This window comes from Candidatus Clostridium helianthi, assembly GCF_045310795.1.
Classification (GTDB): domain Bacteria; phylum Bacillota; class Clostridia; order Clostridiales; family Clostridiaceae; genus Clostridium; species Clostridium helianthi.
Genome location: NZ_JBJIAB010000035.1, coordinates 37,035 through 61,839, shown reverse-complemented (window position 1 = coordinate 61,839; position 24,805 = coordinate 37,035). Strand labels below are relative to the sequence as shown.

Genomic DNA, 24,805 nt, shown 5'->3' with positions numbered 1-24,805 from the left:
CGAGCCTGTAGTTCCAGAATATGTTATTGTCCATCAAGGAGTTCCAGATGATCCATCAGCACCAAACTATAAAGTACAGTTTAAAGATTATATTAAAAATGTTGCTTCATGTGAAATATATTCAACTTGGGCAGAGTCAGCATTAAGAGCAAATATTTTTTGTATAATATCTTTTACATTAAATAGAATTTTTACTGAGTGGTATAGAGGTAAGGGTAAGAACTTTGATATTACAAGCTCTACAGCTTATGACCAGGCATTTAATTATGGCAGAAATATCTATGATAATATAAGTCAGATTGTAGATGAGGTTTTCTCCACCTATGTGAAAAGAACTGGAAAGAAGCAGCCTCTTTTAACCCAATACTGTGATGGAAAGAGTGTTACTTGTCCGCAATGGTTAAGCCAATGGGGAAGTCAAGAATTAGCACAACAAGGTAAAGCACCATTTGAAATATTAAAATATTATTATGGAAATGATATTGAATTAGTTACAGCTGAAAAGGTTGCTGGACGCCCAATGTCATATCCAGGATATAATTTAGTCATTGGAGAATCTGGTCCAGAAGTAAAGGCAATACAAGGTCAATTAAATAGAATAGCTAGAGATTACCCACTAATTCCCAAAGTTGCAGAAGATGGGCTCTATGGACCGAAAACTGCAGAAGCAGTAAAAACATTTCAACAAATATTTGGATTGCCACAAACAGGAATAGTTGATTATGCAACGTGGTATAAGATATCGGATGTTTATGTTGGAGTAACAAGACTTTCAGAACTTACTACTACTGAATCAAGTCGAATAGTGAGACAAAATATGTTTATACCTCCAATTATACCTGGCTTGGATAATAAAAGAGGAATTCCAAAATTTTATTATTAAATAAATTAAGATAAAAAAATATTTTTTTACGCAATTCTAAAATTGAACAAATTGTAGATAGTATAAGTTAATCATGTAAAAAATTTGAAAGGATAATCTTAATGTAATGTGTGGAGTGATTACAATCGCTACATTAAGTAGTTATTTAAAGGGAGAAACAACTACTTCTCCAGTGCCGAGCACTATCCCAATATCTCCCTCATGAAGAGTGCCTAGTTTTACAATTTCATCCGTTTCATCTAAGTGTATAAATTGCATAAGCTTACCGATACTATCAGCTGTTATTAAGGCAGCAGTGGCATTTTGAGTTATAATTTCGCAGGAACCTCATATCAATTGAACAAAGAAAGTGAATAGATACCTTGTTTATAAGTGGTTGAAATAGGGAATATTTGTTGTTCTGGAACTTCAGCAATTGGAGATGGTTGTATTTCTGCAATTATAGTAAAGGTGAATATATATTAAAAATTTCTTTATTTTCATAATATATACTCCCGTTTATTATTATTTTGTTTTTTTATTGAATATATATTCCATGTATAGCTAAATTATTCAAACTATAATTAGTTATATTGTTTTTGAAGTATTGCTTTATGCAGAGTAAATTCGTGGTATTTTTTATACGTAATACTATACTACAGCACTGTGCAGATAAATAAGAAGTTCAAAATACGATAGCGAAGCTAAATACGGCAAGGGTACACGCCCTGGATACTATAAAGGTTATAAACTACACTGTATTGCAGCAGTTAGTGATATTATAATTCCTTTATATTTTCATTTAACAACAGCCAATGTTTATGACAATCAAGTCTCAGATTTACTATATGAAGCTAAAATTTATAATCCATTTTTAGTGCTTGCAGATGCAGTATATAATTCAGTAGAATGGTTTGAAATTGCTTCTAGCTTAGAATTTAATTTATTAACTGATATAAATATACGTAAGGCTAAAAGTATTGAGTTGTTTACTGATAAACGATATGAAAATGCTTTGTTTATTCAATCTCATATCGGATCCAAATTATATAAAAATAGATTAAAAATAGAGCAATTATTCTCTGTATCAAAGGGATTATATAACTTAGAAAACCCAAGACTTTATGGTAAGCCTGATACGGACGTCATATAAAGTGGGTATTATTAGCATACTTAATAGATGAATTTAATAAAAAGCAGCAAGGGATAAAAACTAGAAAATATCCTTGAAATCTATAATTTCTTAGATAATTATTTGTAAAAATTAGTTATTCAACAACCTAGAATACTATATCATAAATGTATAAGATAGTTATACATTATTTACCCCTTATTAAATAAATAATAACCACTATTTAGAATGATCTATTATCCACTAGTATATCATTCTTTTTATTTATAGAAATTCATAGATTTAAGAGATAACTAATGCCAATAAGGAAGTAATAGGCAAGCTTATTATTGCTGCAGTATTTATATAAAAGTGTGTTGATATTGCATAGTCCCAGCTGCAGGTTATTTTATTAAAGTTAGCCTATTACCTTGATTTTAACTCGCTTACGCTCAAGCAAATGAAAAGAAGTACAAGCTGTAACAAGACATTTAAGCATTTTTTATAAGCTCTATTCATCTAGTATAAATTACCTGAAAGTATCGTCTTATAGCTTGTACTTCTTAATGTTTTTATGGCCTGCGGCAGCAATGAATAAATTTATTAAGGAGCACTGCGTGCTCCTTTGTGGCTGAGCCACTCCATAGTTTTTGCTTATTTTTCTACGTAAGTAATTATTAATATATTCATATACATCTGATTAATCATATATGCTTATTCCTATAGATACATTAGTTACTACTATATACGTATTTTTTAAAGGATAAGTTATTTTATTCAGTAATTCTCTGGGCGCTTAATCCATCACCCAAAAAGGGACAGGTCATACAGCATATATCTCTAAGCATATAGGAGTTTTCCGGCAAGCTCCAACATCCTATATACTAAGAGCTATTATGCATTAGACTAGTCCCTTGTTTGGGTACCCGATGGGCGCAGAAGGCAAGTACACTTCGCTAAATAAGTCGTTGTCCCGATAATGTCAAAGCTAAAATAATTAAAGATTATGATATTATTTTTGTTATTAGATTTTACTTAAGAAAATGTAAAAATGATATTGTATTCTTTATATTTCAGCTAGAACACTTCGGGAAACGTTATTTAGCTAAATGTACAGGCTATCTTGACATACATTAAATTATTTTGTGCCACAAGGGCAAAATTAGGCTTATAGAGAAGATTTAAGGTGAATTAAAGAAAGAATATTAGAGAGAGTAGGTCAGGCAAGCTGACAAGGAAATTGGAGACTTGGACCTGCCCTCACAAGTATAGAGGAAAATTTTCCTGAAGTGCGATGGCATGTCCATCTTATACAGGCCTGCATGCGAGTCCCATTATGGGCTCGCTTTTGTTTTTCCGCTCGTTGTGTCCTATAGCAAAAAATATCTTTGAAATTTAAAGAATGTAGATATTTTTAGCTAAAAGACACAACTTCACTCCAATCCAATCGCAAACTCCATAAAGGAACAAGCCGCAGACTAGTACAAGACCGCCCCAATTGTGAATAGAATTGTAACTATTGTAGAGAAAGGGTGAGATAGTTTTAGTAGAAACTTGGATGATGCATATTTTGACAGTAATGGAGCACAAGCTAGTTTATGTGAATTGCTTTGTAAGCAAGGATTAAGAGAGTATAAATCTTACAAATAAGGTATAGGTGTTTTTGGAACACAAGTCTATCATAATAAGTGTTATATATAAAGATACGCTGCGCTTTTGCTCTTTACATATAACACTTATTATGAGGTATAGTCTTTGTCAAAAACATGCCAATGGCTTGTCCAGTTATGCAGGTTCTCAAGGTTGTCCACTTTGGACAATAAAAAGGTGCAGGGACTAGAATTAATCCCATTCATTTTGCAGACATTTTTGCCAATGTGAGTATTTTTCATGATAATATAAATCAGTTTTTTGTGCTTCATCTTTGGATAAAAAAGAAAGCCATTGTTTGTAGTGAGTAAGTGAATTAAAGCTTTCTTTAGTAGTAAGCCATTTGGTAAATGTAAAATATCTCATGTTAAGACCTCCAAATCTTTATATTATAATTATTCCCTAAAATGGGAACATATATTCTGTATTGCTTGCACCAAAATGTATTATTTTTGATACCAATTATTGTATATAATCTGGTTATATGGGCACAATATAGCAAAGTGTAATAATTATGAAAGGTTCTTCCAAACATACAATAAACGTGTACTTATGGGGGTACCAAAGGAGGGGAAAAACATGCCAAATGAATATAGGCCTAAGAAAGTAAAACCGCCAACTAAGCAAGCTCATTTTGAATGTGAAGTGGTATTATATACGGACTTTGAAAAATATTGTTATGGAAATGGAAAAAGCGTGGCCGAGTCCCTAAGGGCATATATGAAAATGTGTTTAGGTAGATAAAATTTCAACATAAGGTATTCCAAAATGGATACCTTTTTTGTACCAAAAATTGTATAAGATTTTTTAAAATGGGTACAATATAAATAAGGGGTGAGGTACTCGAAAGGTGGTAGTCAGAAATGGATAAAAGAAAATATTTAACTAAAACACTAATCGCAGAGTATCAATCCTTAAGCAACTTAGAAGATTGTAACTTTTCAGAGGTTGCTTACAGGCTTAAAACTGGTGAAAAACTTATAGAATTTAATGGAGCACGTTTAAGTATTTATGGTTTAACTATAGCGTTTAATAAGCATATAGGCAGAAAAGGCATTTACAGCATTACTGATAAAGAGTATAAAACGTGGAAATCTATAAGATCAAGAGAAAAGGAAGGATATTTTATTGACTGGGAAGAGATTCGGGAAGAGCAACTTTTAAAGGACCATGAGAGCGTATTAAAATGTGTAGGTTCAGATGAATTGCCGTTTTAAGTACATAAGGGGGGAGAAATCCCCTATGAATAAATTTAAAAATTTGGAAAGACTTAACCGCATCTTTAAAAAACGGAAAATCTTTTAGGGCTATCAAATCCCACCCACCACTCATAAACATGGACAAGCAAAGCTTGTCTCTTCGAGCACCATACGACCACATAGATTTTTCATATTGACTACGCATATTTATTTAAAATTATAGTCAAGACCAAAAGCATAGCGTGTCTTTACTATAATTTTGAATAAATATACCCTGGTGGTTGAAAAAACTTGTTAAAGGCGTTCTCCAGCATCACACAGGGGGCGGTCTTGGATAGGCTTTTTGATACTTTTTCTTATCTAACAGTAAGTAACAGCGAGGATAAATCGTATCCCTAAAAATAATTTCCAGATAATATTATTCATTATTTTTAGAGATTGGATTTACCGAGGGGATTTAATTCCTATACTATAAAGGTTTATAGCTATGCCTGTACAAGATGGACTTGCACTTACACTTCAATATATCTCTGTTACATTTGTGAGTGCATGTCCAAGCCCACCAAAAGCCTTGTCAGCTTGTCTGACCTACATACTAAAGTTTTAGTATTTTCCTAGGGTGGGACTAGTTACCTTGTCCTAAATTGATAGGGAATACTATTTTTATCCCTATTAGTTTAGGAAATGCAACCTGTCCCACCCGCCACCACACTTGGAATCAACCACGCATAGACCAACGGGATAAGTTATTGTTTGTCTAGCTCTATACATAGAGGAAAGAACAATTTATGAATAAGGTTACATTATGAGTACAAACTAGACTATTCCATGAATAAGAGAAAAGAAAAAAGCCTGGCCTTTAAAAAATGTGTATATAGGTGTAATGCTATTAAAAATATATATAGTAATATAGAAATCTACTTATCTAGTTATATAGATATCTAGTTATTACGTACGTAATATATTAAGAAATTGAGTGGCCATGCCATAAAGACCACGAAGTGGGCTTTATATATTTATTCCTTGCTGCCGCAGGCCATCTCATCAATGAAAAGTACAAGCCATAAATCTATATAATAAGTTTTCATATGCTAAGTGAACAAAGCTTATCTAAACATAAGAAATATTAACTATGGCTTTTACTTTTCTTACTTTTGTGTGAGCGTAGCGAGTTAATTTAAGGTAATAGGCAAGCTTTAAAGAAATAATCTTAAGGTAGATTAATGTTTTATCAACATACTTCTTTATCAATTATGGAATAAAAATAAGCTTGTTTATTACTACCTTTGACTTGAAGGCGAAGCCTTTAAGGCACTAGCTTTATTTGGAGAATCCACTAAGGAAAGTAACAATGTTAGAGCTTGGAGCATAGCGGAAAGGTTTAACGGATTGTTTCTTTCCGCACCTGGAATTAAAGATAAAATTATGAGTGAAGAATGCAGAGAGAAACATTAAATTACGAGGGGATCCGAGCAGATTCTAAAGATATTAATTAGCTCAAGCAGCATAAATAAGATGCGTATTAAATCTTTCTTCAAGAGGTTTATTTAATACGTATGGATACTTTGGCTTGAAGTATATTAATATCTTCATTATTCTTCAAACACTTATATATAAAGGTTTTGGTGTGTTATATGCATGTGTTAGATGGTATTTTAATAAGCAATAAGATTTTTTTAAAACACTTATTAGTAATAGAGGTAGTATCAATATTTTGATAAAATCTATACTGAGAAATGGTAATCAATAGTAGACAATAGTATAATTTAGCTATAAAGTATTTCAGAATAGTAAATTAATACAAAATAAAAACATTTTTGATACGATATAGACAAATTAGAATTTATTGTGATATTATAAAGCAACCTCAAGTTGCGAAAATGCAAATTCAGGTTATTGGTCTGAAATTGAAAATAGATTTATAATAATAGCAAGCAATAACAAAGTGAGGTGCCCATATGAGTTTTGCTGAGAACTTAAAACAAAGCAGAAATGAAAAACATCTATCCCAAGAAAGGCTAGCGGAATTATTGGATGTCACGAGACAGGCTGTTTCTAAATGGGAGCAAGGCGTTGCATATCCCGAAACTAACAAACTGATAGCATTGGCTAAGGTACTGAACACCTCATTGGACTGGCTGTTTGAAACAGAACTTACCAATAAAGAAAAAGCAGATAATCAGTCTCCTATCCTGCCAGGTGTGGTGTCAGGACTTGAAGTATTCTCTTCTGCGGTAAACGCTTTGATGGAACAGAGCATGTCTAAAATCAATGATAAAGATTAACATGAGTGACTTCGCTGGTTGTAAATTATAATGGACTTAAATATGAAGATGGAGGTAATAACATGGCAAAATGTCTTAACTGTGGAAAGAAATTTAATATTTCAGACACGCGAATGGAATTTAATGATGCACTCGATGGGGAATATAATTATGACGAGGAAATCGGAGGATCACTATGCTTCGATTGCGCGATATATGACTATGATCCTGAATATGTATCGAATGGTAATTTAGGTAGAGCAAATCAAATGATGAATGGCGAAGAAGACTATGACGATGACTTCGTAGAAAAATGGCTATAGCTATAAATTCCAATTTGAATAAGTGAAGGGACAATATGTTATCATCAAAAGAAGAAATTTTTAAGAAATTCATATAAAAAGGAGGCAATTGCTTATGGAAAAGAAAGTGTGCCAAAAGTGTAGTAATGAGCTATCCGATGATTACACTAAAAAACTCTGCGAAGAATGCAAAGTTAAAAGGGATAACCTTGTCAAAAACGTAGTTATTGGCGGAGTTGCCGCAGCAGCAATCGTAGCAATCGGTTTGTTTTGTAAATCACGAAGCAATGCCATTAGTGATTTAGCTAAGTCTGCAAAAAAAATCCCTATAAAACGAAGCACCGATGTAATACACAATGTTGGCAAAACTGCTGAAACAGAAAGCAAGAATTGGTTGACTAAGATAGATAAATTCAAATTGGAACGCGCGCTTGCTGAAGGAAAGATTACAGATGGAATATTAAAAAGCGCTAAGTACGAACTTGAAAATGGTTTTGTGCTTGTTGATGACTTTCTCAAAGTGTGGTCAGCTGACTCTATTATTAGCGAGTTCCCGAACTGGTGTGATAAAGTAAAAGGTGTTAGTGGGGTTCAGTTTGCTGATATTCTAAAGGATGCAGCCAAAGAGACTCCTGATGTTGTGAATATAGATGTTTTTGATAAGGCTGTTCAGGTCACTTTTAGGTCCAATTCTGGAAAGACGAAATGGAACGCTTTTTGGAACTTCGAAAATGCTACAGGAGAACTGACAGATAAATTTGTTTGCAATGCGCCATACAATAACGCTGCTGTTTTGAGGCAATTCAGTCGCAACGTTTTGAAGCGCTTAAAAAATATTGTAGAAGAATAAGCCTACTGAATTAGCTACAATAGTAGTGAATTCCAATTTATCGGATACTTTCTTAAGTTAAGACTATACTAAAAAATAGGAGGATAATGAAAATGAAAATAAAAAAACAGGCGATAGTTAGCCTTTGTGTGGCTCTGCTCATAACAATATTTACTGGGTGTAGTTCCACACCGACAAGCTCTGGCAATGGAGGTAATAACCCTGAAAAGCAAATACCAGACTTGACAGGTGAATGGAAACAAGAAAATAGCAAATCTGATAAGTCTTATCAAGCTGCAACAATAAACGGTGATACGATTACAATTTACTGGGTAAGTGATAATGGAGACACAAAATCACTTTATTGGGCTGGTTCTTTTGTCGCTCCAACAACTGCTGACGAACCTTATTCATGGACTTCGAAAAATGATCATAGTAAAACTGAGAGTGCCTTGCTCGCTTCGAGTGATGATACTAAAACTATGAAATACGAAAATGGCGTATTAAGCTATGAAGCTTCCGCTATGGGCACGACTACAACGGTTAAACTCAAAAAGCAACAATAATGACAACAAGAAGAGCGGAGGGTTTTCGTGCATAACCTCACCAAATAAGCATAATGCAGCAGTTAAATTTCAATTTATCGGTTAGTTAGTTCGCATTCTTATATTGTTCATCAACAAGAGTTTAGTGCTCTTGTTTTTATTTTTGTAAGAGTTCAATAAGTATTGGTTTTAGCTATAATAATAAATAAAAAAACTCATGTGTAATTGCCATGAGTTTTTCTATTTATTTAGACATATATGATATAAGAGCATCAGCTATAGCATCCTTTTGATTTATCTCTTGGAGCATTAATATTAAATTTAACAAAATAGATTAAGAAAACTTAAGTATTATACACTTGGTTTAAAAAATAGTTTATAATAATACTGTACGAAATATTGTACAATTTAATAAGGAGATGATTAAATGATAGCAGTTAATTATACGAATGTCCGTGAAAATTTGAAAGCGTATTGTGATAAGGTAAATGATGAAGATGAAACTGTAATTATAACTAGAAAAGATAATAAAAATGTTGTTCTGATATCTCAAAATGAGTACAACAATATGCTTGAAAATATAAAAATTTTAAAAGATCCGAAGTATTTTATTAAGCTCTATAAATCGCTAAAACAACTGGAAAATAGTGATTTAAAAGAGATTAATTTATAGATATAAATTATATAAAATATTAAAAATATGTAACTATATTCGTAACTAAAAAATGTTACGTTTTTAGTAACTATTTAGATAACAATATATGTACTGAGTTATGTTATAGATAGTAACTTATTTTGTAACATAATTAGTAACAAGTCTAGTTAAAAAAATAGTAACTCAAATAGTAGATTGGCATTAACCATTTGAGTTACAAGCAATGTTATAAGATATGTTACAACAAATATTAGATTAATTGTAACAGAATCTGTAACAAAATTAAAGAAAATGATATACAGAGGAGTGACAAAAATGGGCATTGTGATTAGTATTTTAAATAATAAGGGCGGAGTAGGAAAATCAACATCAACATATAATTTAGGATATGAATTAAGTAAAATGGGTAAAAAAACATTAATAATAGATTTGGATCCTCAAAGTAGTTTGAGTGTTTATGTTGGACTTGATCCACTAGAACATTATGCAAGTATAGAGAATGTATTTAGGGGAGAGATGAAATTAGAGGAGGTAATAGTTCCAACGGGAAATGATAATTTATTTATGGTTCCTAGCTGCATAGAATTTTCAACTATAGAAATGTATTTAATGGGAGTCATGGGAAGGGAAACAGTTTTTTCTAAAGCTCTTGAAGACGCTAAGAAAATTTTTGATTATATTCTTATAGATAATAGTCCATCCCTTGGAAATACTACAATAAATTCTTTATTTGCATCAGATTATGCAATAGCTCCAACTGATGCGTCGTATCTTTCTTATAGAGCTCTTGGAATATTAAATGAAACTGTTAAGCAAGTGCAAGAATTTAATAAGAATTTAAAAGATGTAAAAGTACTTATAACTATGTATGATGGCAGAGCTAATCACAGCAGGGAAGTAGCTGAGATGCTAAAAGAAAAGTATTATGTTTTTCCAGACTATATTAAAACTAGCACTAAATTTAAAGATGCAGTAATGAGGTTTGAAAGTATAACTCAATATGCTGGTGAAAAGTTTGATGGTGCTATAGCTTACAACAATGTAGCAAAGGAGATAATGTCATGGTAAGAAAAAAGAAAGATATAATAAAACCGGTTGTGGCTAAACCGTTAAATGATACTGAAAAGAGAAATTTAGTAACAAGTTTTGTTACTAATAGTATCAATGAAAATGTAACAGATAATGATACAAACAATAGTTCGGAAGATGTAACTAATTATGATACAAAAAATGTAACTGAGAATGTAAATAATAATGATACTAATATAGTAACTAATAATGTAACTATTGAAGATACTAAAACAGTAACAAGTAATGAAACAATAGAAGTTACTAAAAATGACACGAAAAGTGTAACAAAAAAAGTAACTAAAAGTGTTAATATAATAAAGTCGATTACTCTTGGAAAAAAGGACATAATAGCAAAGTTTACTAGTGATAAGAGAGTAAGACCTAATTACAATTTATCAGAAGATACAGTGGAAAAAATAGAAAGGATATCAGAAATTTTAGGGTATAAAAAGGCTGAATTTGTTGATATATATTTAAATGGTACATTAGAAAAAGTATTGAAAGACTTAGAGAAAAACTTATATAAATAGACTTATAAAATTAAATGTATGGAGGTGAAATATAATGGTTAAATATCAATTAATGAATAAAGATAATATAGTATTAGAATTTATAAAAACTGACACCTTAGAAGGTCAATTTAAAATAATAAAAGAATATAAAAATGAAACAAGACCTTATTTGATTGCAAAGAATAGCAATGAATTAGATACATGGGTTAATAGTAGAGCAATACCTACTAGCAGAGAACATATAGATAGACTTCTTTTAAGTCTTAATCTAGATAGTAAGGAACGATTTAATCTATTATTAGTTAATCATGGTACTAGTTTAAATGACACTTATTGGATAAGAGAAGAAAATGAGTTAAATATAAATGGAAGTCCTTTAAGATGGGACGATGTAAATTTATATAAAGGATTTAAAGAAAACTTAGGCCTCATATCGTTTTTTGGAAACACGTCATCATTAGGGGGGAAGATAAAGACTCCAGAACTTACAACACAAGGTATGCTTAGAAAAGCCTGGAGAATAATTGATGGTGATATATACCTTTACAAAGCAAATACTTATGGATACGCTAATGCTGGTAATGAAATGTATTCAGAAATAGTGGCTTTTCAGGTAGCTGCGGTGCTAGGGTTAGATTATGTTAAATATGAAATGGTTAAATGGAATGACATAGAATGTGTAAGGAGCAAGCTATTTACATCAGAAGAGTTTGGATATCTTACAATGACAGAATATTTAACTAGGGAGCTTGGAAGTAAGACTAAGTGGAGATATAACGATGTATGCAGAGTAATTCCAGATAGATGCATATCTCAGCTTAATGATCTTATGGTCTTTGATTTTATAATAGAAAATAAGGATAGACATTTTAGTAATTTTGGATTCTTGGTTAATAATGATACTGGCAGCATTAAAGGATTGGCTCCAATATTTGATAATGGATATTCTCTTTTAAATTTTGAAATGGAGCAAGACTTTAAAGATTATGATTATAGTAAGAGTATGATTGGAACCTTTGATATTGATAATAAAGCCCAAGCAAAAGAAATAATAAAACAAGATCCTAGAAAATATAAAAACTGGGCCAATATTTTAGCAAACAGTATTGAAAAAATTGATTTTTCAATGGTTCCTGAATATAGGGCTAAGGCTATGGTTAATTTGCTAAAAAGTAGATGTAGGATGATGCAGGAGTTTTAGAATAAGGCATGTGAAACAAAATAGGTTAGCATACTAGCCTATTTTGTTTTATGTGCCTTATTTCAGAAATTTTTTTAAAGTCATTTTTTCGTTCTTAAGTTATCAAAAGTGAAAATAGCGTATACAAAAATAATTTTTTAAAGTATATTTACATATACAAAAAAGTACTGTATACTACATACAAGATAACAAAGACGTTATGAGCTAATAGCTCGTAACGTCTTTTTTTTAGCTGAGGGGGGTTAGTAAAAGTATTATGAAAAGTTTAAAATTACAAGGCGAAAGTTTAGTTACAGGAATAAATTCACTAGAATACTTAAAAGAAATAGATTTTGAAAGAGCAATAATTATAACTGGTGGAACTTCAATGATTAAAACAGGAATTATTGATAAAGTACAAAAATATTTAACCAAAGAGGGTAAAAATATTTGTTTGTATTCAGGAATTGGAAAGAATCCTACAACTGAAGAAGTACTTGATGGAGTAAAAAAGTTTAATGAGTTTAAACCAGATTTAGTAGTTGCAGTGGGTGGAGGTTCACCTATAGATGCTGCGAAAGTAATGGCATTATTTTATGAATATCCAAGATTGAACTTTGACAATGTCTTTACTGAAAATTTACCACAAAAAAGATATAAGACAAAATTTGTAGCAATTCCATCAACTTCAGGTACAGCTTCAGAAGTAACTCATGTATCTGTAGTAACTTTTAAAGAAAAAGGTATTAAGCTTGCAATTAAGGCAGAGAGTCTTAGACCAGATATAGCAATTCTAGATGGAAATATTCCATGCACTTTACCATATAATATAGCAGTAGAAACAGGTATTGATGCATTAACTCATGCTCTTGAATGTTATATTAATAAAAGTTTAGATGATTTTACAGAAGTTATTTCAAAGGGAGCAATTGAAGGTATAATAAAGTGGCTTCCAATCTCATGTAAACAAGGTGATGCAGAAAGTAGACAAAAGGTACATAATTATCAATGTATGGCAGGAATGGGATTTTCAAATGCAGGTTTAGGTATGGTTCATGGAATATCTCACGCATTTGGAGGTAAATATAATTTAGCTCATGGATTAACTAATGCAATTATATTGCCATATTCAATGGATTATAATAAAAAAGATCCTGAAGTTAAGGAACGATATGAAACTCTTTCTAAAATGATTGGTAGCGATATTATAGTTAAGGTAAAGGAAATAAATAAAGATTTAGGGCTACCAAGCTGTATACAGGATACAGGTATTACAGAAGAACAATTTAAGGCTGATTATGACTTATTAGTTAATAATGCTATGAAAGGATCAACAGTAGTTAATCCTATTAAAATTTCTATAGAAGACATGAGAAAAATTATTAATTGTGTTTATTATGGAGAAGAAATAACATTTTAAATCAAATAATTTCTAGGAGGAAATTCTATGGAATATTCTCTCATTGTAGCCAAACAAGTAATAATAATGTTTATACTTATAGGTGTTGGGATTGTTACTTGCAAAAAAAAAATCATAACAGTTCATGCTACTAGGTATTTTAGTAATTTTCTTCTCACTATAGTTACACCATGTTTGCTAATTAATGCATATATACGTCCTTTTAACAAAGAAGTTTCAAAAGGATTATTATTAGCATTTGGATTATCTATAATATTTCATATATTAGCAACAACACTTGTGAAGATATTTATTAAAAAGAGGAATGATAGGTTATATTGTATAGAAAGAATGGGGGCTGTTTATTCAAATTGTGGTTTTATGGCATTTCCTTTACTTTATGCAATATTAAAGGATAATGGTATTTTTTATGGAACAGCTTTTGTAACAATATTTAATCTTTTCTTGTGGTCAAATGGTATAGCTATGCTTTCAGATTGGAAAAGTCTTAATATAAAGAAGGTTATTTTTAATCCAGGCACAATAGGAACAATTGTGGGATTGATATGTTATTTTTCGCAAATACAATTACCACAAGTTGCAAAAGAATCAGTATCTTACTTAGCATCATTAAATACACCATTATCTATGATTATAACAGGCGTATTTTTAGCTCAAGTAAATATAAAAGATACTATAAAGGATATAAAAATATATAAATCCATAACATTAAGACTAGTATTATTTCCAATACTAATGCTTATTATAATTAAAGTTATGGGGGTATCAGTGTGGTTTGATAGTTCTAGAAATGTTGCTATAGCTGTTATTTTGTGTAGTGCATGCCCAGCGGCAGCTTCTGTAATCTTAATGTCATCTAAAATGAATATGGATGATTCATATGGAGCAGAAATACTGGCTATGTCGACTATGTTATCTGTAATAACTCTGCCAGTAATAACCATGCTTGCAACTTATATTTAAATATAAGTATTAAAAACATAATATTATACATAAATTTACATAAAAAAACTTATTTTGATAAAATTCAAAATAATAGTTCACAAATCGAAAAAATAATAATATAATTTCTATTATAAAATTAAAGTTAAATTTAATAAATATGACAAAGATGTCAGGATAACTAGATATCTGAGATAACTTTGTCGAAAAGATAATGAGGATATCAAAAATGATATCCTCATATTTTTATAATTAAGAAAAATAAAGGAGGCTGAATTTATTTATGAGCAAAGAAATTGTTAATGAGAATTTTAATCCTAATATAGACCCAATATTAGTAATAAATAAGATATCAAAAAAGTTTGGGAAACTGGAAGTTCTTAAAAATGTAGAGCTATATATAAAAAAAGGTGAAGTAGTTGTAATTATTGGCCCATCTGGATCAGGTAAGAGTACTTTACTAAGATGTATAAACAAGTTAGAGGAGCCAAGTAAAGGACAAATTTTATTTGAAGATCAAGAAATTCTTCATGGTCCTGTTGATATAAATAAGATACGTCAAAGAATTGGAATGGTTTTTCAACACTTTAATTTATTTCCACACAAAACTGTTGAGGAGAACATTATAATGGGTCCTCAAAAATTAAAAAATATACCTAGTGATGAAGCAAAGAAAATATCTGAAGATTTATTAAAGAAGGTAGGTTTGCTAGATAAAAAAGATGTTTATCCTAATAAGTTATCTGGAGGTCAAAAACAAAGAATAGCAATAGCAAGAGCATTAGCAATGGACCCAGATATTATGCTATTTGATGAACCTACTTCAGCTTTAGATCCTGAAATGGTTGGAGAAGTTTTAAATGTTATGAAAGATCTTGCAAAGTCAGGAATGACAATGGTTATAGTAACTCATGAAATGGGATTTGCTAAAGAAGTAGCTACAAAAGTTGTATTTATGGATGAAGGAAGAATAATAGCAAAAGATACACCAGAGAAGATATTTAATAATAATGACAATGAACGTATACGATCATTTTTGAGTAAAGTGCTTTAATATTTTTTTAAAATAGTTGTATACAGAATACCAGATTTTTATTTTAAGTTAAATAAAAAAATATAGGGGGGAATAACTTATGAATCTAGAGTTTTTTAATAAATTTGGTTCTATGTTAGTATCAGGAACTAAGGTTACTATAATAGTATCATTAATAACGATTATCATTAGTATAATTATTGGTTCAATTTTAGCAATGCTAAGAACTGGGAAAACAAAGGTAATAAGATATATAGTAAGTGCATATGTTGCATTTGTTCGTGGAACACCAGTACTAGTTCAAATATATATAGTTTTTTATGGAATACCACTTTTAGGAATAGAATTTCCGTCGTTTAACATTATGGGACTAGATTCTCAAAGGGTAATATCAGGAGTATTAGCATTAGCGATTAATAGTTCGGCATATGTATGTGAAATAATAAGAAGTGGTATTGAATCACTGGATAAAGGACAAATGGAAGCTGCCCGTTCTTTAGGATTTAATCACATACAATCAATGAGAATGGTTATTTTACCACAAGCTATTAAAAATATTTTACCAGCTTTGGGTAATGAATTTATAGGATTAATAAAGACTTCATCATTGGTGTCAACTATAGGACTTGCAGAACTTATGTATATAGCAGATAGTATTCGTGGTGTAAGCTTTATGGCTTTTGTTCCATTATTTGTTGTAGCAGTAATATATTTTGTAATTACATTTATAGTATCATTAGTCATTCGTGCATTGGAACAGAAAATGTCTAAAAGTAATTAATTTGTATATAAAAAATTTACATAAAATAATTTTTATGAATTGAAGGGAGAATTTTATATGAAAAAAATAACAAAAAGAATATTAAGTGTATTACTAGGTGTTGGTTTAATGGTAGGAGCTGTAGGGTGTGGAAATTCTGGACAAAAACAAGGAGATAATAAATCTTCCACAGCAACAATCGATGAAATAAAAAGCAGAGGAGAATTACGTGTAGCAACAGCAACAGGCTATCCACCATATATATTTACAGATATTAATAGTCCTAATCAAGACTTAACAGGTATAGATGCTGCTATGGCAAAGGCAATTGCTGATGAGCTTGGAGTTAAACTTAAATGGACAAACACTAATTTTGAAGGAATGCTTTCTGCATTAGGATCAGGGTCAGTTGATTTTATTATAGGCGGGGTTTCACCTACAGATGAAAGAAAAAAGACTATGGATTTTTCAGATAATTATGTTGAAGCTGAACAAAAACTTATAGTAAGAAAAGAAGATAAGGATAAATATAAAACTATTAATGATTTAGCTGGAAAGAAAGTTGCAGCACAAAAGTCTACTACTCAAGAAACTCTTGCTAAGGAAAAAATATCTGGAGGAGAAATAGTAGCACTTACAAAAGTTCCAGACTGTATATTAGAGCTTAAGACTGGTAAAGTTGATGCTGTAGTAGTTGAAAGTGCTGTTGCTTCACCTTATTTGTTAGCATATCCAGAAATTACATTTAGTGATATATCATTAGATAAGGAATTAAAGCCAACAGCAATTCCAACTCAAAAAGGTAAGGAAGACTTAGTTGCATTAATGAACAAAGTTATAAAAGAAAACAAAGACAATGGAAATATTGATAAATGGTTTAAAGAATATAGCGAACTTGCATCAAGTTACTTAAAGTAACAAAAAGCTTTTAATTTATTTAATGTATTAAGAATAAAGGAATAAAAATATTACAAGACTCCTGTATTCATATGCGTCTTTAAGTTAAAGTATTAGCATAAAAATTTTATATTAATATATAGAAGAATTTGGTGTAAATTGTTATAAGTTTAATAATTCTATCTTATAATTATTAAAATGGATGGATAAACATGAAAAGGGAGAAGAATACATGAATAGATTAAAAGCTATTAATAAAAATACAACATTATCAGATAAAGCATATCAGATAATAAAGCAAGCTATTATAGCAAATGAATTAAAACCAGGAGATCTTCTTACAGAGGAAAAATTAGCTGAACAACTACAAATAAGTAGAACGCCAATAAAGGCAGCTTTAGGTAGATTAATATATGAAGAGTTTGCCTATGTAAATGACAATAAAAATGTGGTTGTGTTAGAGGTCAGCTCACAAGATGTGAAGGATATTACTGTTGTAAGAATATCATTAGAGCCTGTTGTTATTTCATTACTTGAAGGTAAGATAACAGATGAACAGATTGAGTATTTAGAGAATATTAATCAAAAACAAAGGATAAGTTTTGAAAATGGTAAAAATGAAGAGTTTTTAGCTTTAGATTATGAATTTCATACTAAACTTGCTGAGTATACTGAAAATCAATATTTAATGCAAATGGTAGGAAAAGCAAATCTTGTTGTAAGAAGATTTCTTTCTTTGTCCGGACCAGGAATTAAAAGTAATATGAAAGCAATTGAAGAACATGAAGAAATAGTAAAGTGTTTGAAAAATGGTGAATTTTCTATAGCAAAAGAAGCTATGAATGAACATTTGGGCAATGTACGTGATAGATTCTTATTTTAAACTAAAAAGAATTTCATTTTACCATATTCATTTAAATATTTACTTTAGTTAGTACTTTAAGATTATTGAATACAATGAAAAGGGGGAAGATGAGTATGTATAATGAAATTATTGAAGTTACTAAGAAATTAGTGGCAATTTCAAGTATAAACTCTACTACTGGCGAAAAAGATGCAGCAATTTTTATAGAAAATTATTTGAAAGAGATTCCTTATTTTAAGGAACATCCAGAATTAGTATTTACTCAAGATCTTCGTGATGATGAGCTTAACAGAAAAAATGTATTTGCTTTAATAAAAGGAGAAAAGGGTACAAGTAAGAATACTATTATAATACATGGACATATGGATACCGTTGGTGTAGATGATTATGGACAATTAAAAGAATATGCTTTTGATTGTGATAAATTAATAAAACAATTAGAAAATATAAAATCAGATCTTAGTGAAGACGTAAAAGAAGATTTAGAATCAGGAGATTATTTATTTGGTCGTGGTACTTTAGACATGAAAGGCGGAGTTGCTGTCTTTATGGTAGTTATGAAGTATTTAAGTGAAAGAGTAAAAGAAATCGATGGTAATATCTTATTCTCATCTAATCCAGTAGAAGAAAATCTTCATACAGGTATAATAGAAGCTTTAGAAGTTTTTGAAAACCTAAAGAAAAAAGAAAGTCTAAATTACTTATTTACTATAAACAGTGATTGTGTAAGTCCGCTTTATCCAAAAGATGAGACAAGATATATATATACTGGATCAATAGGAAAAGTGCTTCCATGCTTCTATGTAATAGGAAAGGAAGCTCATGTTGGCCAATGTTTTGAAGGCTTTGAGGCTTCAATGGTAGCATCAGAATTAGTGAGAATGATTAATTTGAATCCTGAATTTTGCGATGGTAAAGACGGTGAATATACAGCTCCTCCATCTGTATTGAAGTTAAAAGACTTAAAGCCTAGCTATAATGTTCAAACATCATTTTCATCCTTTGTATATTTTAATTTTATGGTAACTCATAGATCTACTACAGAAATTCTTAATATGTTAAAGAATACAGCAGATAAAGCAATGAATAATGTTATGGATATAATTAATGAAAGATATAAAAGTTATTGTGATTTATCTAGTATACAGTATACGAAAATAAAATATAATACTCAAGTATTAGGGTACAATGAGGTATATAAGTTAGCTAAGAAAGTTTATGAGTATAATATTGATAGTTATATAGACGAATTAACATTAAGGTTAATTAAAGAAGGGGTAGATAATCGTGAAATATCGTTAGAAATTACCAAACATTTATGTGAAATTGCTGGAATTAGAACTCCTACTGTAGTTGTATTCTTTGCAACACCATATTGTCCACACAATACAATAAATGAAGAAGTTGCATCAGAAAAATTAATATTAGAAGATTTAAAAGAAGTATTAGAAAAGTATGAGAATGAAACTGATGAAAAGTTTAAGATATTAAAGTTTTTTGCATGTCTAACTGATAGTAGTTATGTAAAAATTGATGATGATAATGAATCAATAGATAATTTGGTAAGTAATTTCCCTAATATGAGAAAACTATACAATGTGCCTATGAATACAATTAAAGAGCTAAATATTCCAAGTATTAATATAGGATGTTTTGGTAAAGACCCACATAAGTGGACAGAACGTGTGCATATGCCATATTCATTTGGAGTTTTACCAAAGGTTGTAATAGAAATGATAGAAAAGAATTTAATGAAATTAGACGATTGTAGAATTAATAAGTTATAAACTGTTGATAAAATAATATAGGAAGGAATGAAGCAATTGAAAGAAGGTATGATATTTCCACGTGACATGGATACTTTAGAAGTTATTCAAGAAGTGGAAGTATATTTGGGTTTTCCACATAAAAACATTAATGAGATGAGCGATTTGAAATTACATGAATATATTAATCAGTTAACTTTATTGTTTATTTAAAGTAGTAAATTTGATTCGTAATGGAGGAAAACATATAAGTATATATGTTTAAAAATCAGTAAAATGAATGCTTGCAGCATTCTGCAAGCGACTAAATTTAATGAAATAAATAGGAGGAAAATAATATGACTAGTTTAGCAGAAAGATGTAAAAAAGTAATGCCACCAATGGCACATAGAGTAACTGATTTAGGCATAACAAAGGCAGAAGGGTGTTATCTAACTTCAGAAGATGGAAAAGAAATATTAGATTTTGCAAGTGGAATTGCAGTTTGTAACATAGGTCACAACCATCCAAAAGTTGTTAAGGCAGCTAAAGAGCAGACTGATAAGTTAATACATGGATGTCATAATGTTTTATACTATGAACCATATGTAACTTTAGCAGAAAAGTTAGTTGAATTAACTGGTGGAGATAATATGGTATATTTCAGCAATAGTGGAGCTGAAGCAAATGAAGGTGCTATGAAGCTTGCTAAATACGTAACTCAGCGTCCAGCGATTATAGCATTTAAAGATTCATTTCATGGAAGAACAATTGCCTGTGCATCAATAACAGGATCAAGTTCGGCTTATAGAAAAAATTATGAAGCACTTTTACCAAGTGTTTACTTTGCAGAATATCCTAATCTTTATAGAACTCCATACAAAAAAGAAGGTAATGCTTGTCCAAAAGAATACATGACACAATTTGATGATATATTCTATAAGCTAGTTGATCCGTATTCAGTAGCAGCAATTATATTAGAGCCTGTACAAGGGGAAGGTGGATATGTAGTACCACCAATTGAATGGTTAAAATATGTTAGAGATATATGTGATAAATATGGAATAATGCTTATATTTGATGAGGTTCAAACTGGCTTTGGTAGAACAGGTAATCTTTATGCATATCAAACGTTAGGAGTAGAACCAGATATATTGACTTCAGCAAAAGGACTAGGATCAGGATTTCCAATCAGTGCTGTTATAGGGAAAAAGAAGTATATGGAACAATGGGCTAAGGGAGCTCATGGTGGTACTTTCGGAGGCAATCCAGTAGCATGTGCAGCATCTCTTGCAACTATAGAGGTTCTTACAGAAGATGGAGCTTTGGAAAACTGCAAAAAAATGGGAGAATACTTTAGAGAAAAATTATATAAATTGCAAGAAAAATATCCTAATATAATCGGTGATGTTAGAGGATTAGGATTAATGAATGCAATTGAGCTTGTAGGAGAAGATAAAGTACCAAATACAGAAATGACTAATAAGCTTAGAATAAAGTCACTAGAAAAAGGATTATTACTTTTAGCATGTGGTACTTATAAAAATGTTATTCGTTTTATTCCACCATTAATTGTAACTGAAAAAGAAATTGATATAGCAATGGATATTATAGATGAAATATTAGCACAAGGATAGACTAGAAAAATATAAGAAATATTAAAAAATATAAAGACAAAGGTAAATATAAATTTTAAAGCTTTGTCTTTATATTTTTATTTAAAAGCAATCATTAAGGAAGTGAAAATGAATGAAAATAGTAATTTGTGATTATAAGAATGTATTAGATAGAAAACTAGAATATGAAAAACAAATTCTCTTAAATAGAATTAAAAATGCTCAAGTTATTACATATGAGTATTCAGGAAATAAAGAAGAATTTATTGAAGTTATAAAAGATGCAGATGCAATTTTAACAGCTTTCTTAGATATTAATGAAGAAATAATTAACATAGCTGAAAAGTTAAAATGTATATCAATAAACGCTACTGGATATAATCGTGTAGATTTAGATGCAGCAAGTAAAAAAAATATAGGAGTTTGTGCAATTGGAGAATATTGTACTCAAGAAGTTGCAGATCATACACTTTCACTTATTTTAGCTTTAAATAGGGGTATTAAGCACTATATAAATGATATAGATGAAAAAAATATATGGAAATACCACTCTATATCAGGTCTCCTAAGAATAGAAGGACAAGTTCTTGGAATCTTTGGTTTTGGTAAAATTGGAAAAGCTGTTGCTAAAAGAGCACTTGCCTTTGGTATGAAAGTTGTTGCAGTTGATCCTTATGCAAATAAAGATGAAGCAGAAAAACTTGGAGTAGAAATAGTTGATCCAGATTATATTTGGCAAAATGCAGATGTTATTTCTAATCATATGAATCAAAATAGAGAAAACAATAATTTTTTTACAATTAATAAATTTGAGAAAATGAAGAAAAATCCTATTTTTATAAATGTAGGACGTGGAAGCAGCGTAAATGAGGATGACTTACTTAAGGCACTTGAAAATAATTTAATTAGAGGAGCTGGATTAGATGTATTAAGTGAAGAAAATCCAAATCTGAAAGAAAATAAGTTAGTAGGTAAAGAAAATGTTATTATAACACCTCATGCAGCTTTTTATTCAGAAACATCTATAAGAGAATTACAAAGAATTTCTTGTGAAAACATAGTTCATTACTTAAATGATGAAAAGGAAAAAGTAAATATAATTGTAAATTAATTTCAAACGTATCAAATTTTAAATAATTTAAAAAATATTAAATTGAAATATTTGCATTTGTGTAAGTGCAAATACATAGATACTGGATAGGAGGAAGATTAATGTATAACTTAATAAATGAAGAAATAAGAAAAATTAAACCATCACCTATTAGAGAAATGTCAAATAAAGCAGCATTATATCCAAATGTAATTAATTTAAGCGTTGGTCAGCCTGATTTTTTCACACCAAATCATGTAAAAACAGCTGCAAAAGATGCTATTGACAATAATTTAACTGGATATACTAGTAATGCAGGTATTTTAGAATTAAGAGAGGCAGCTAGTAATTTCTTTGATCTTAAATACAATGTGAAATATGATCCTGAAACTGAAGTTATTGTTACTAATGGAGCAACTCAAGCTTTAGACATTACTTTTCGTACAATTTTACAAGAAGGATGTGAGGTGATTTTACCAGCACCTGTTTATGTTGGATATGAACCATTAATTAGATTATGTGGAGCTATTCCAATTCATGTTGATACATCATCTAATGATTTTGTAATTACTGCAGAAATGATAAAAAAACATTTAACTTCTAAAACAAGATGTATTGTTTTAGCATCTCCTTCAAATCCTACTGGAAGTATAATTGATGAGCATGAATTAAAGAAAATTGCTGAATTAATAAAGGACTATAATATTTTTATTCTTTCAGATGAAATATATAGTGAGCTGACATATTATAATAAACATACTTCTATAGCTTCATATGAATGTATTAAAGAAAAAGTAATTGTTATAAACGGATTAGCTAAATCTCATTCAATGACTGGATGGAGAATAGGATTTATCTTTTCACCACAATATTTAAGTAACGAAATTTTAAAGGCTCAACAATTTAGTTTAACATGTGCTTCATCAATAAGCCAATACGCTGGACTAGAAGCCTTAACAGTTGGAATAAATGATGCTGATAATATGAAAAAAGAATATATAAAAAGATTAGATTTTGTTTATAATGAATTAGTTTCAATGGGATTAGAAGTTGTAAAGCCAAAGGGGGCATTTTATATTTTCCCATCAATAAAAAAATTTAATATAAGTTCACAGGAATTTGCAGAAATGCTAATTGAAAAAGAACAAGTAGCTGTTGTTCCAGGAAATGCTTTCTCAAGTTATGGAGAAGGATATATACGTATTTCTTATGCCGCTTCAATGGAAGAATTAGAAGAAGCAATGAAACGTATGAGAAGGTTTATTAAAGAATTAGAAAGGAAGGTTATTAGAAAGTGATTATTAAAACTAAAAAAATTGGAATTATAGGAATAGGCCATGTAGGATCTCATGTAGCAAGTAGTATTATTACACAGGGAGTATGTGATGAACTTGTATTAATAGATATTGATAAGAAAAAATCAGAAAGTCATGCACAGGATTTATCAGATACGATTGTATATATGCCTCATAGAGTAAATGTAATATCTGGAACATATAAGGATATAATAGATGCAGATATTTTAGTAATAAGTGCAAGTAAACCTATTTTTAAAGAGGATCGTCTTGAAGAATTAGAAAATAATATTGAAGTTATAGATGAAATAGTTCCTCATATTAAAGAAAGTGGCTTTAGTGGAATAATACTATCAATTTCAAATCCGTGTGATATTATTGCATATTATGTAAAAAAACAAACAGGATTAAATGTTATAGGAACAGGAACTGCCTTGGATTCAGCAAGACTTCGCTGTGAAATTTCAAGAAGAACAGGATTAGATTCTAAAAGTATACAAGCATACTGTTTAGGAGAACATGGTGATAGTCAAATGGTTCCTTGGAGTACAGTAACAGTAAATGGAAAACCTTTATTGGAACTTATGAAAGAAAAATCAGAAACATATGGAAAAATTAATTTAAAAGAAATTGCTTTTAAAACAATGAAAGCTGGATGGAGTATTCTTCTTGGAAAAGGTTCAACTGAATTTGGCATTGGTGCAACAACAACGGAAATAATTAAAGCAATTTTCCATAATGAAAAAAAGGTTTTACCTTGTTCAGCTATGTTAAATGGATCATATGGACAGGCAGATATTTACGCAAGTGTACCTTGTGTAATAGGTAAAAATGGAGTAGAAGAAATTATTGAAATTCATTTAACAAAAGAAGAACAAGATGATTTTGTTAATAGCTGTAGTGTAATTAAAAGAAATATAGATAAAATATATAATATATAGATTTGCATTGAAATGAAAGAA

25 protein-coding genes are annotated in these 24,805 nt (G+C 30.1%); 24 read left to right on the top strand and 1 reads right to left on the bottom strand.

Annotated features, from left to right (window positions below; translation table 11 throughout):
- Positions 1–883 (top strand): peptidoglycan-binding domain-containing protein (locus tag ACJDTP_RS20930; RefSeq protein WP_406762330.1); only part of this gene is annotated, 883 nt, incomplete at its 5' end.
- A gap of 655 nt (positions 884–1,538) precedes the next feature.
- Positions 1,539–2,015 carry a transposase gene (locus ACJDTP_RS20925; RefSeq protein ID WP_406762333.1) on the top strand — a complete coding sequence of 159 codons (477 nt, stop codon included), beginning with the start codon at positions 1,539–1,541 and terminating at the stop codon, positions 2,013–2,015.
- A gap of 1,800 nt (positions 2,016–3,815) precedes the next feature.
- Here the strand turns inward: ACJDTP_RS20925 and ACJDTP_RS20920 are convergent.
- Positions 3,816–3,989, bottom strand: a complete 174-nt coding sequence (locus tag ACJDTP_RS20920) for a hypothetical protein (RefSeq protein WP_171781449.1) — start codon at positions 3,987–3,989, stop codon at positions 3,816–3,818.
- Between the two features lie 213 nt (positions 3,990–4,202).
- Here ACJDTP_RS20920 and ACJDTP_RS20915 point away from each other — a divergent pair, with 213 nt between their 5' ends.
- From ACJDTP_RS20915 to ACJDTP_RS20810, 22 genes are all read left to right on the top strand, one after another.
- Positions 4,203–4,367 (top strand): hypothetical protein, encoded by a 165-nt coding sequence (locus ACJDTP_RS20915; RefSeq protein ID WP_279269435.1) that lies wholly within the window; start codon positions 4,203–4,205, stop codon positions 4,365–4,367.
- A gap of 119 nt (positions 4,368–4,486) precedes the next feature.
- On the top strand, positions 4,487–4,840 hold the full coding sequence (locus tag ACJDTP_RS20910; protein WP_146868983.1) for a hypothetical protein: 354 nt from the start codon (positions 4,487–4,489) through the stop codon (positions 4,838–4,840).
- Between the two features lie 1,940 nt (positions 4,841–6,780).
- Positions 6,781–7,107, top strand: a complete 327-nt coding sequence (locus ACJDTP_RS20905; protein WP_160361693.1) for a helix-turn-helix domain-containing protein — start codon at positions 6,781–6,783, stop codon at positions 7,105–7,107.
- A gap of 62 nt (positions 7,108–7,169) precedes the next feature.
- Positions 7,170–7,409, top strand: coding sequence for a hypothetical protein (locus ACJDTP_RS20900; RefSeq protein WP_160361694.1), 240 nt, complete (start codon positions 7,170–7,172; stop codon positions 7,407–7,409).
- A 94-nt stretch (positions 7,410–7,503) separates the two neighbouring features.
- Positions 7,504–8,238, top strand: a complete 735-nt coding sequence (locus ACJDTP_RS20895) for a hypothetical protein (RefSeq protein ID WP_160361695.1) — start codon at positions 7,504–7,506, stop codon at positions 8,236–8,238.
- Positions 8,239–8,330: 92 nt separating this feature from the next.
- Positions 8,331–8,783: a hypothetical protein gene (locus tag ACJDTP_RS20890; protein WP_160361696.1), complete on the top strand. Its 453-nt coding sequence runs from the start codon at positions 8,331–8,333 to the stop codon at positions 8,781–8,783.
- A 406-nt stretch (positions 8,784–9,189) separates the two neighbouring features.
- Entirely contained in the window at positions 9,190–9,435 is a 246-nt protein-coding gene (locus tag ACJDTP_RS20885; protein WP_160361697.1) for a type II toxin-antitoxin system Phd/YefM family antitoxin, read from the top strand.
- Positions 9,436–9,732: 297 nt separating this feature from the next.
- The gene (locus tag ACJDTP_RS20880) at positions 9,733–10,485 is read left to right on the top strand and encodes a ParA family protein (protein WP_406762329.1); all 753 of its coding nucleotides are present in this window, start codon (positions 9,733–9,735) and stop codon (positions 10,483–10,485) included.
- Positions 10,479–11,018, top strand: a complete 540-nt coding sequence (locus tag ACJDTP_RS20875) for a hypothetical protein (protein ID WP_406762328.1) — start codon at positions 10,479–10,481, stop codon at positions 11,016–11,018. The genes ACJDTP_RS20880 and ACJDTP_RS20875 overlap by 7 nt, the downstream gene beginning before the upstream one ends.
- 34 nt (positions 11,019–11,052) lie before the next feature.
- Entirely contained in the window at positions 11,053–12,201 is a 1,149-nt protein-coding gene (locus tag ACJDTP_RS20870; RefSeq protein WP_406762327.1) for a HipA domain-containing protein, read from the top strand.
- A gap of 256 nt (positions 12,202–12,457) precedes the next feature.
- A complete protein-coding gene (locus ACJDTP_RS20865; protein ID WP_406762326.1) occupies positions 12,458–13,600 on the top strand; it encodes an iron-containing alcohol dehydrogenase in 1,143 nt (380 codons plus the stop codon).
- Between the two features lie 27 nt (positions 13,601–13,627).
- Positions 13,628–14,563 (top strand): AEC family transporter, encoded by a 936-nt coding sequence (locus ACJDTP_RS20860; protein ID WP_406762325.1) that lies wholly within the window; start codon positions 13,628–13,630, stop codon positions 14,561–14,563.
- A gap of 310 nt (positions 14,564–14,873) precedes the next feature.
- A complete protein-coding gene (locus ACJDTP_RS20855; protein ID WP_406762332.1) occupies positions 14,874–15,596 on the top strand; it encodes an amino acid ABC transporter ATP-binding protein in 723 nt (240 codons plus the stop codon).
- A gap of 79 nt (positions 15,597–15,675) precedes the next feature.
- Entirely contained in the window at positions 15,676–16,356 is a 681-nt protein-coding gene (locus tag ACJDTP_RS20850; RefSeq protein WP_406762324.1) for an amino acid ABC transporter permease, read from the top strand.
- A gap of 57 nt (positions 16,357–16,413) precedes the next feature.
- Complete coding sequence (locus tag ACJDTP_RS20845) at positions 16,414–17,253, top strand: transporter substrate-binding domain-containing protein (protein ID WP_406762323.1); 840 nt, start codon at positions 16,414–16,416, stop codon at positions 17,251–17,253.
- Positions 17,254–17,464: 211 nt separating this feature from the next.
- Positions 17,465–18,115, top strand: a complete 651-nt coding sequence (locus ACJDTP_RS20840) for a GntR family transcriptional regulator (protein ID WP_406762322.1) — start codon at positions 17,465–17,467, stop codon at positions 18,113–18,115.
- A gap of 95 nt (positions 18,116–18,210) precedes the next feature.
- Positions 18,211–19,884 (top strand): M20/M25/M40 family metallo-hydrolase, encoded by a 1,674-nt coding sequence (locus ACJDTP_RS20835; protein WP_406762321.1) that lies wholly within the window; start codon positions 18,211–18,213, stop codon positions 19,882–19,884.
- Between the two features lie 27 nt (positions 19,885–19,911).
- Positions 19,912–20,076 (top strand): hypothetical protein, encoded by a 165-nt coding sequence (locus ACJDTP_RS20830; protein ID WP_406762320.1) that lies wholly within the window; start codon positions 19,912–19,914, stop codon positions 20,074–20,076.
- A gap of 125 nt (positions 20,077–20,201) precedes the next feature.
- Complete coding sequence (locus tag ACJDTP_RS20825) at positions 20,202–21,479, top strand: aspartate aminotransferase family protein (protein ID WP_406762319.1); 1,278 nt, start codon at positions 20,202–20,204, stop codon at positions 21,477–21,479.
- A gap of 112 nt (positions 21,480–21,591) precedes the next feature.
- Positions 21,592–22,569 carry an NAD(P)-dependent oxidoreductase gene (locus tag ACJDTP_RS20820; RefSeq protein WP_406762318.1) on the top strand — a complete coding sequence of 326 codons (978 nt, stop codon included), beginning with the start codon at positions 21,592–21,594 and terminating at the stop codon, positions 22,567–22,569.
- 101 nt (positions 22,570–22,670) lie between these two features.
- Positions 22,671–23,846 carry an aminotransferase A gene (locus tag ACJDTP_RS20815; protein ID WP_406762317.1) on the top strand — a complete coding sequence of 392 codons (1,176 nt, stop codon included), beginning with the start codon at positions 22,671–22,673 and terminating at the stop codon, positions 23,844–23,846.
- Positions 23,843–24,784, top strand: coding sequence for an L-lactate dehydrogenase (locus ACJDTP_RS20810; protein ID WP_406762316.1), 942 nt, complete (start codon positions 23,843–23,845; stop codon positions 24,782–24,784). The genes ACJDTP_RS20815 and ACJDTP_RS20810 overlap by 4 nt, the downstream gene beginning before the upstream one ends.
- Positions 24,785–24,805 lie beyond the last annotated feature (21 nt).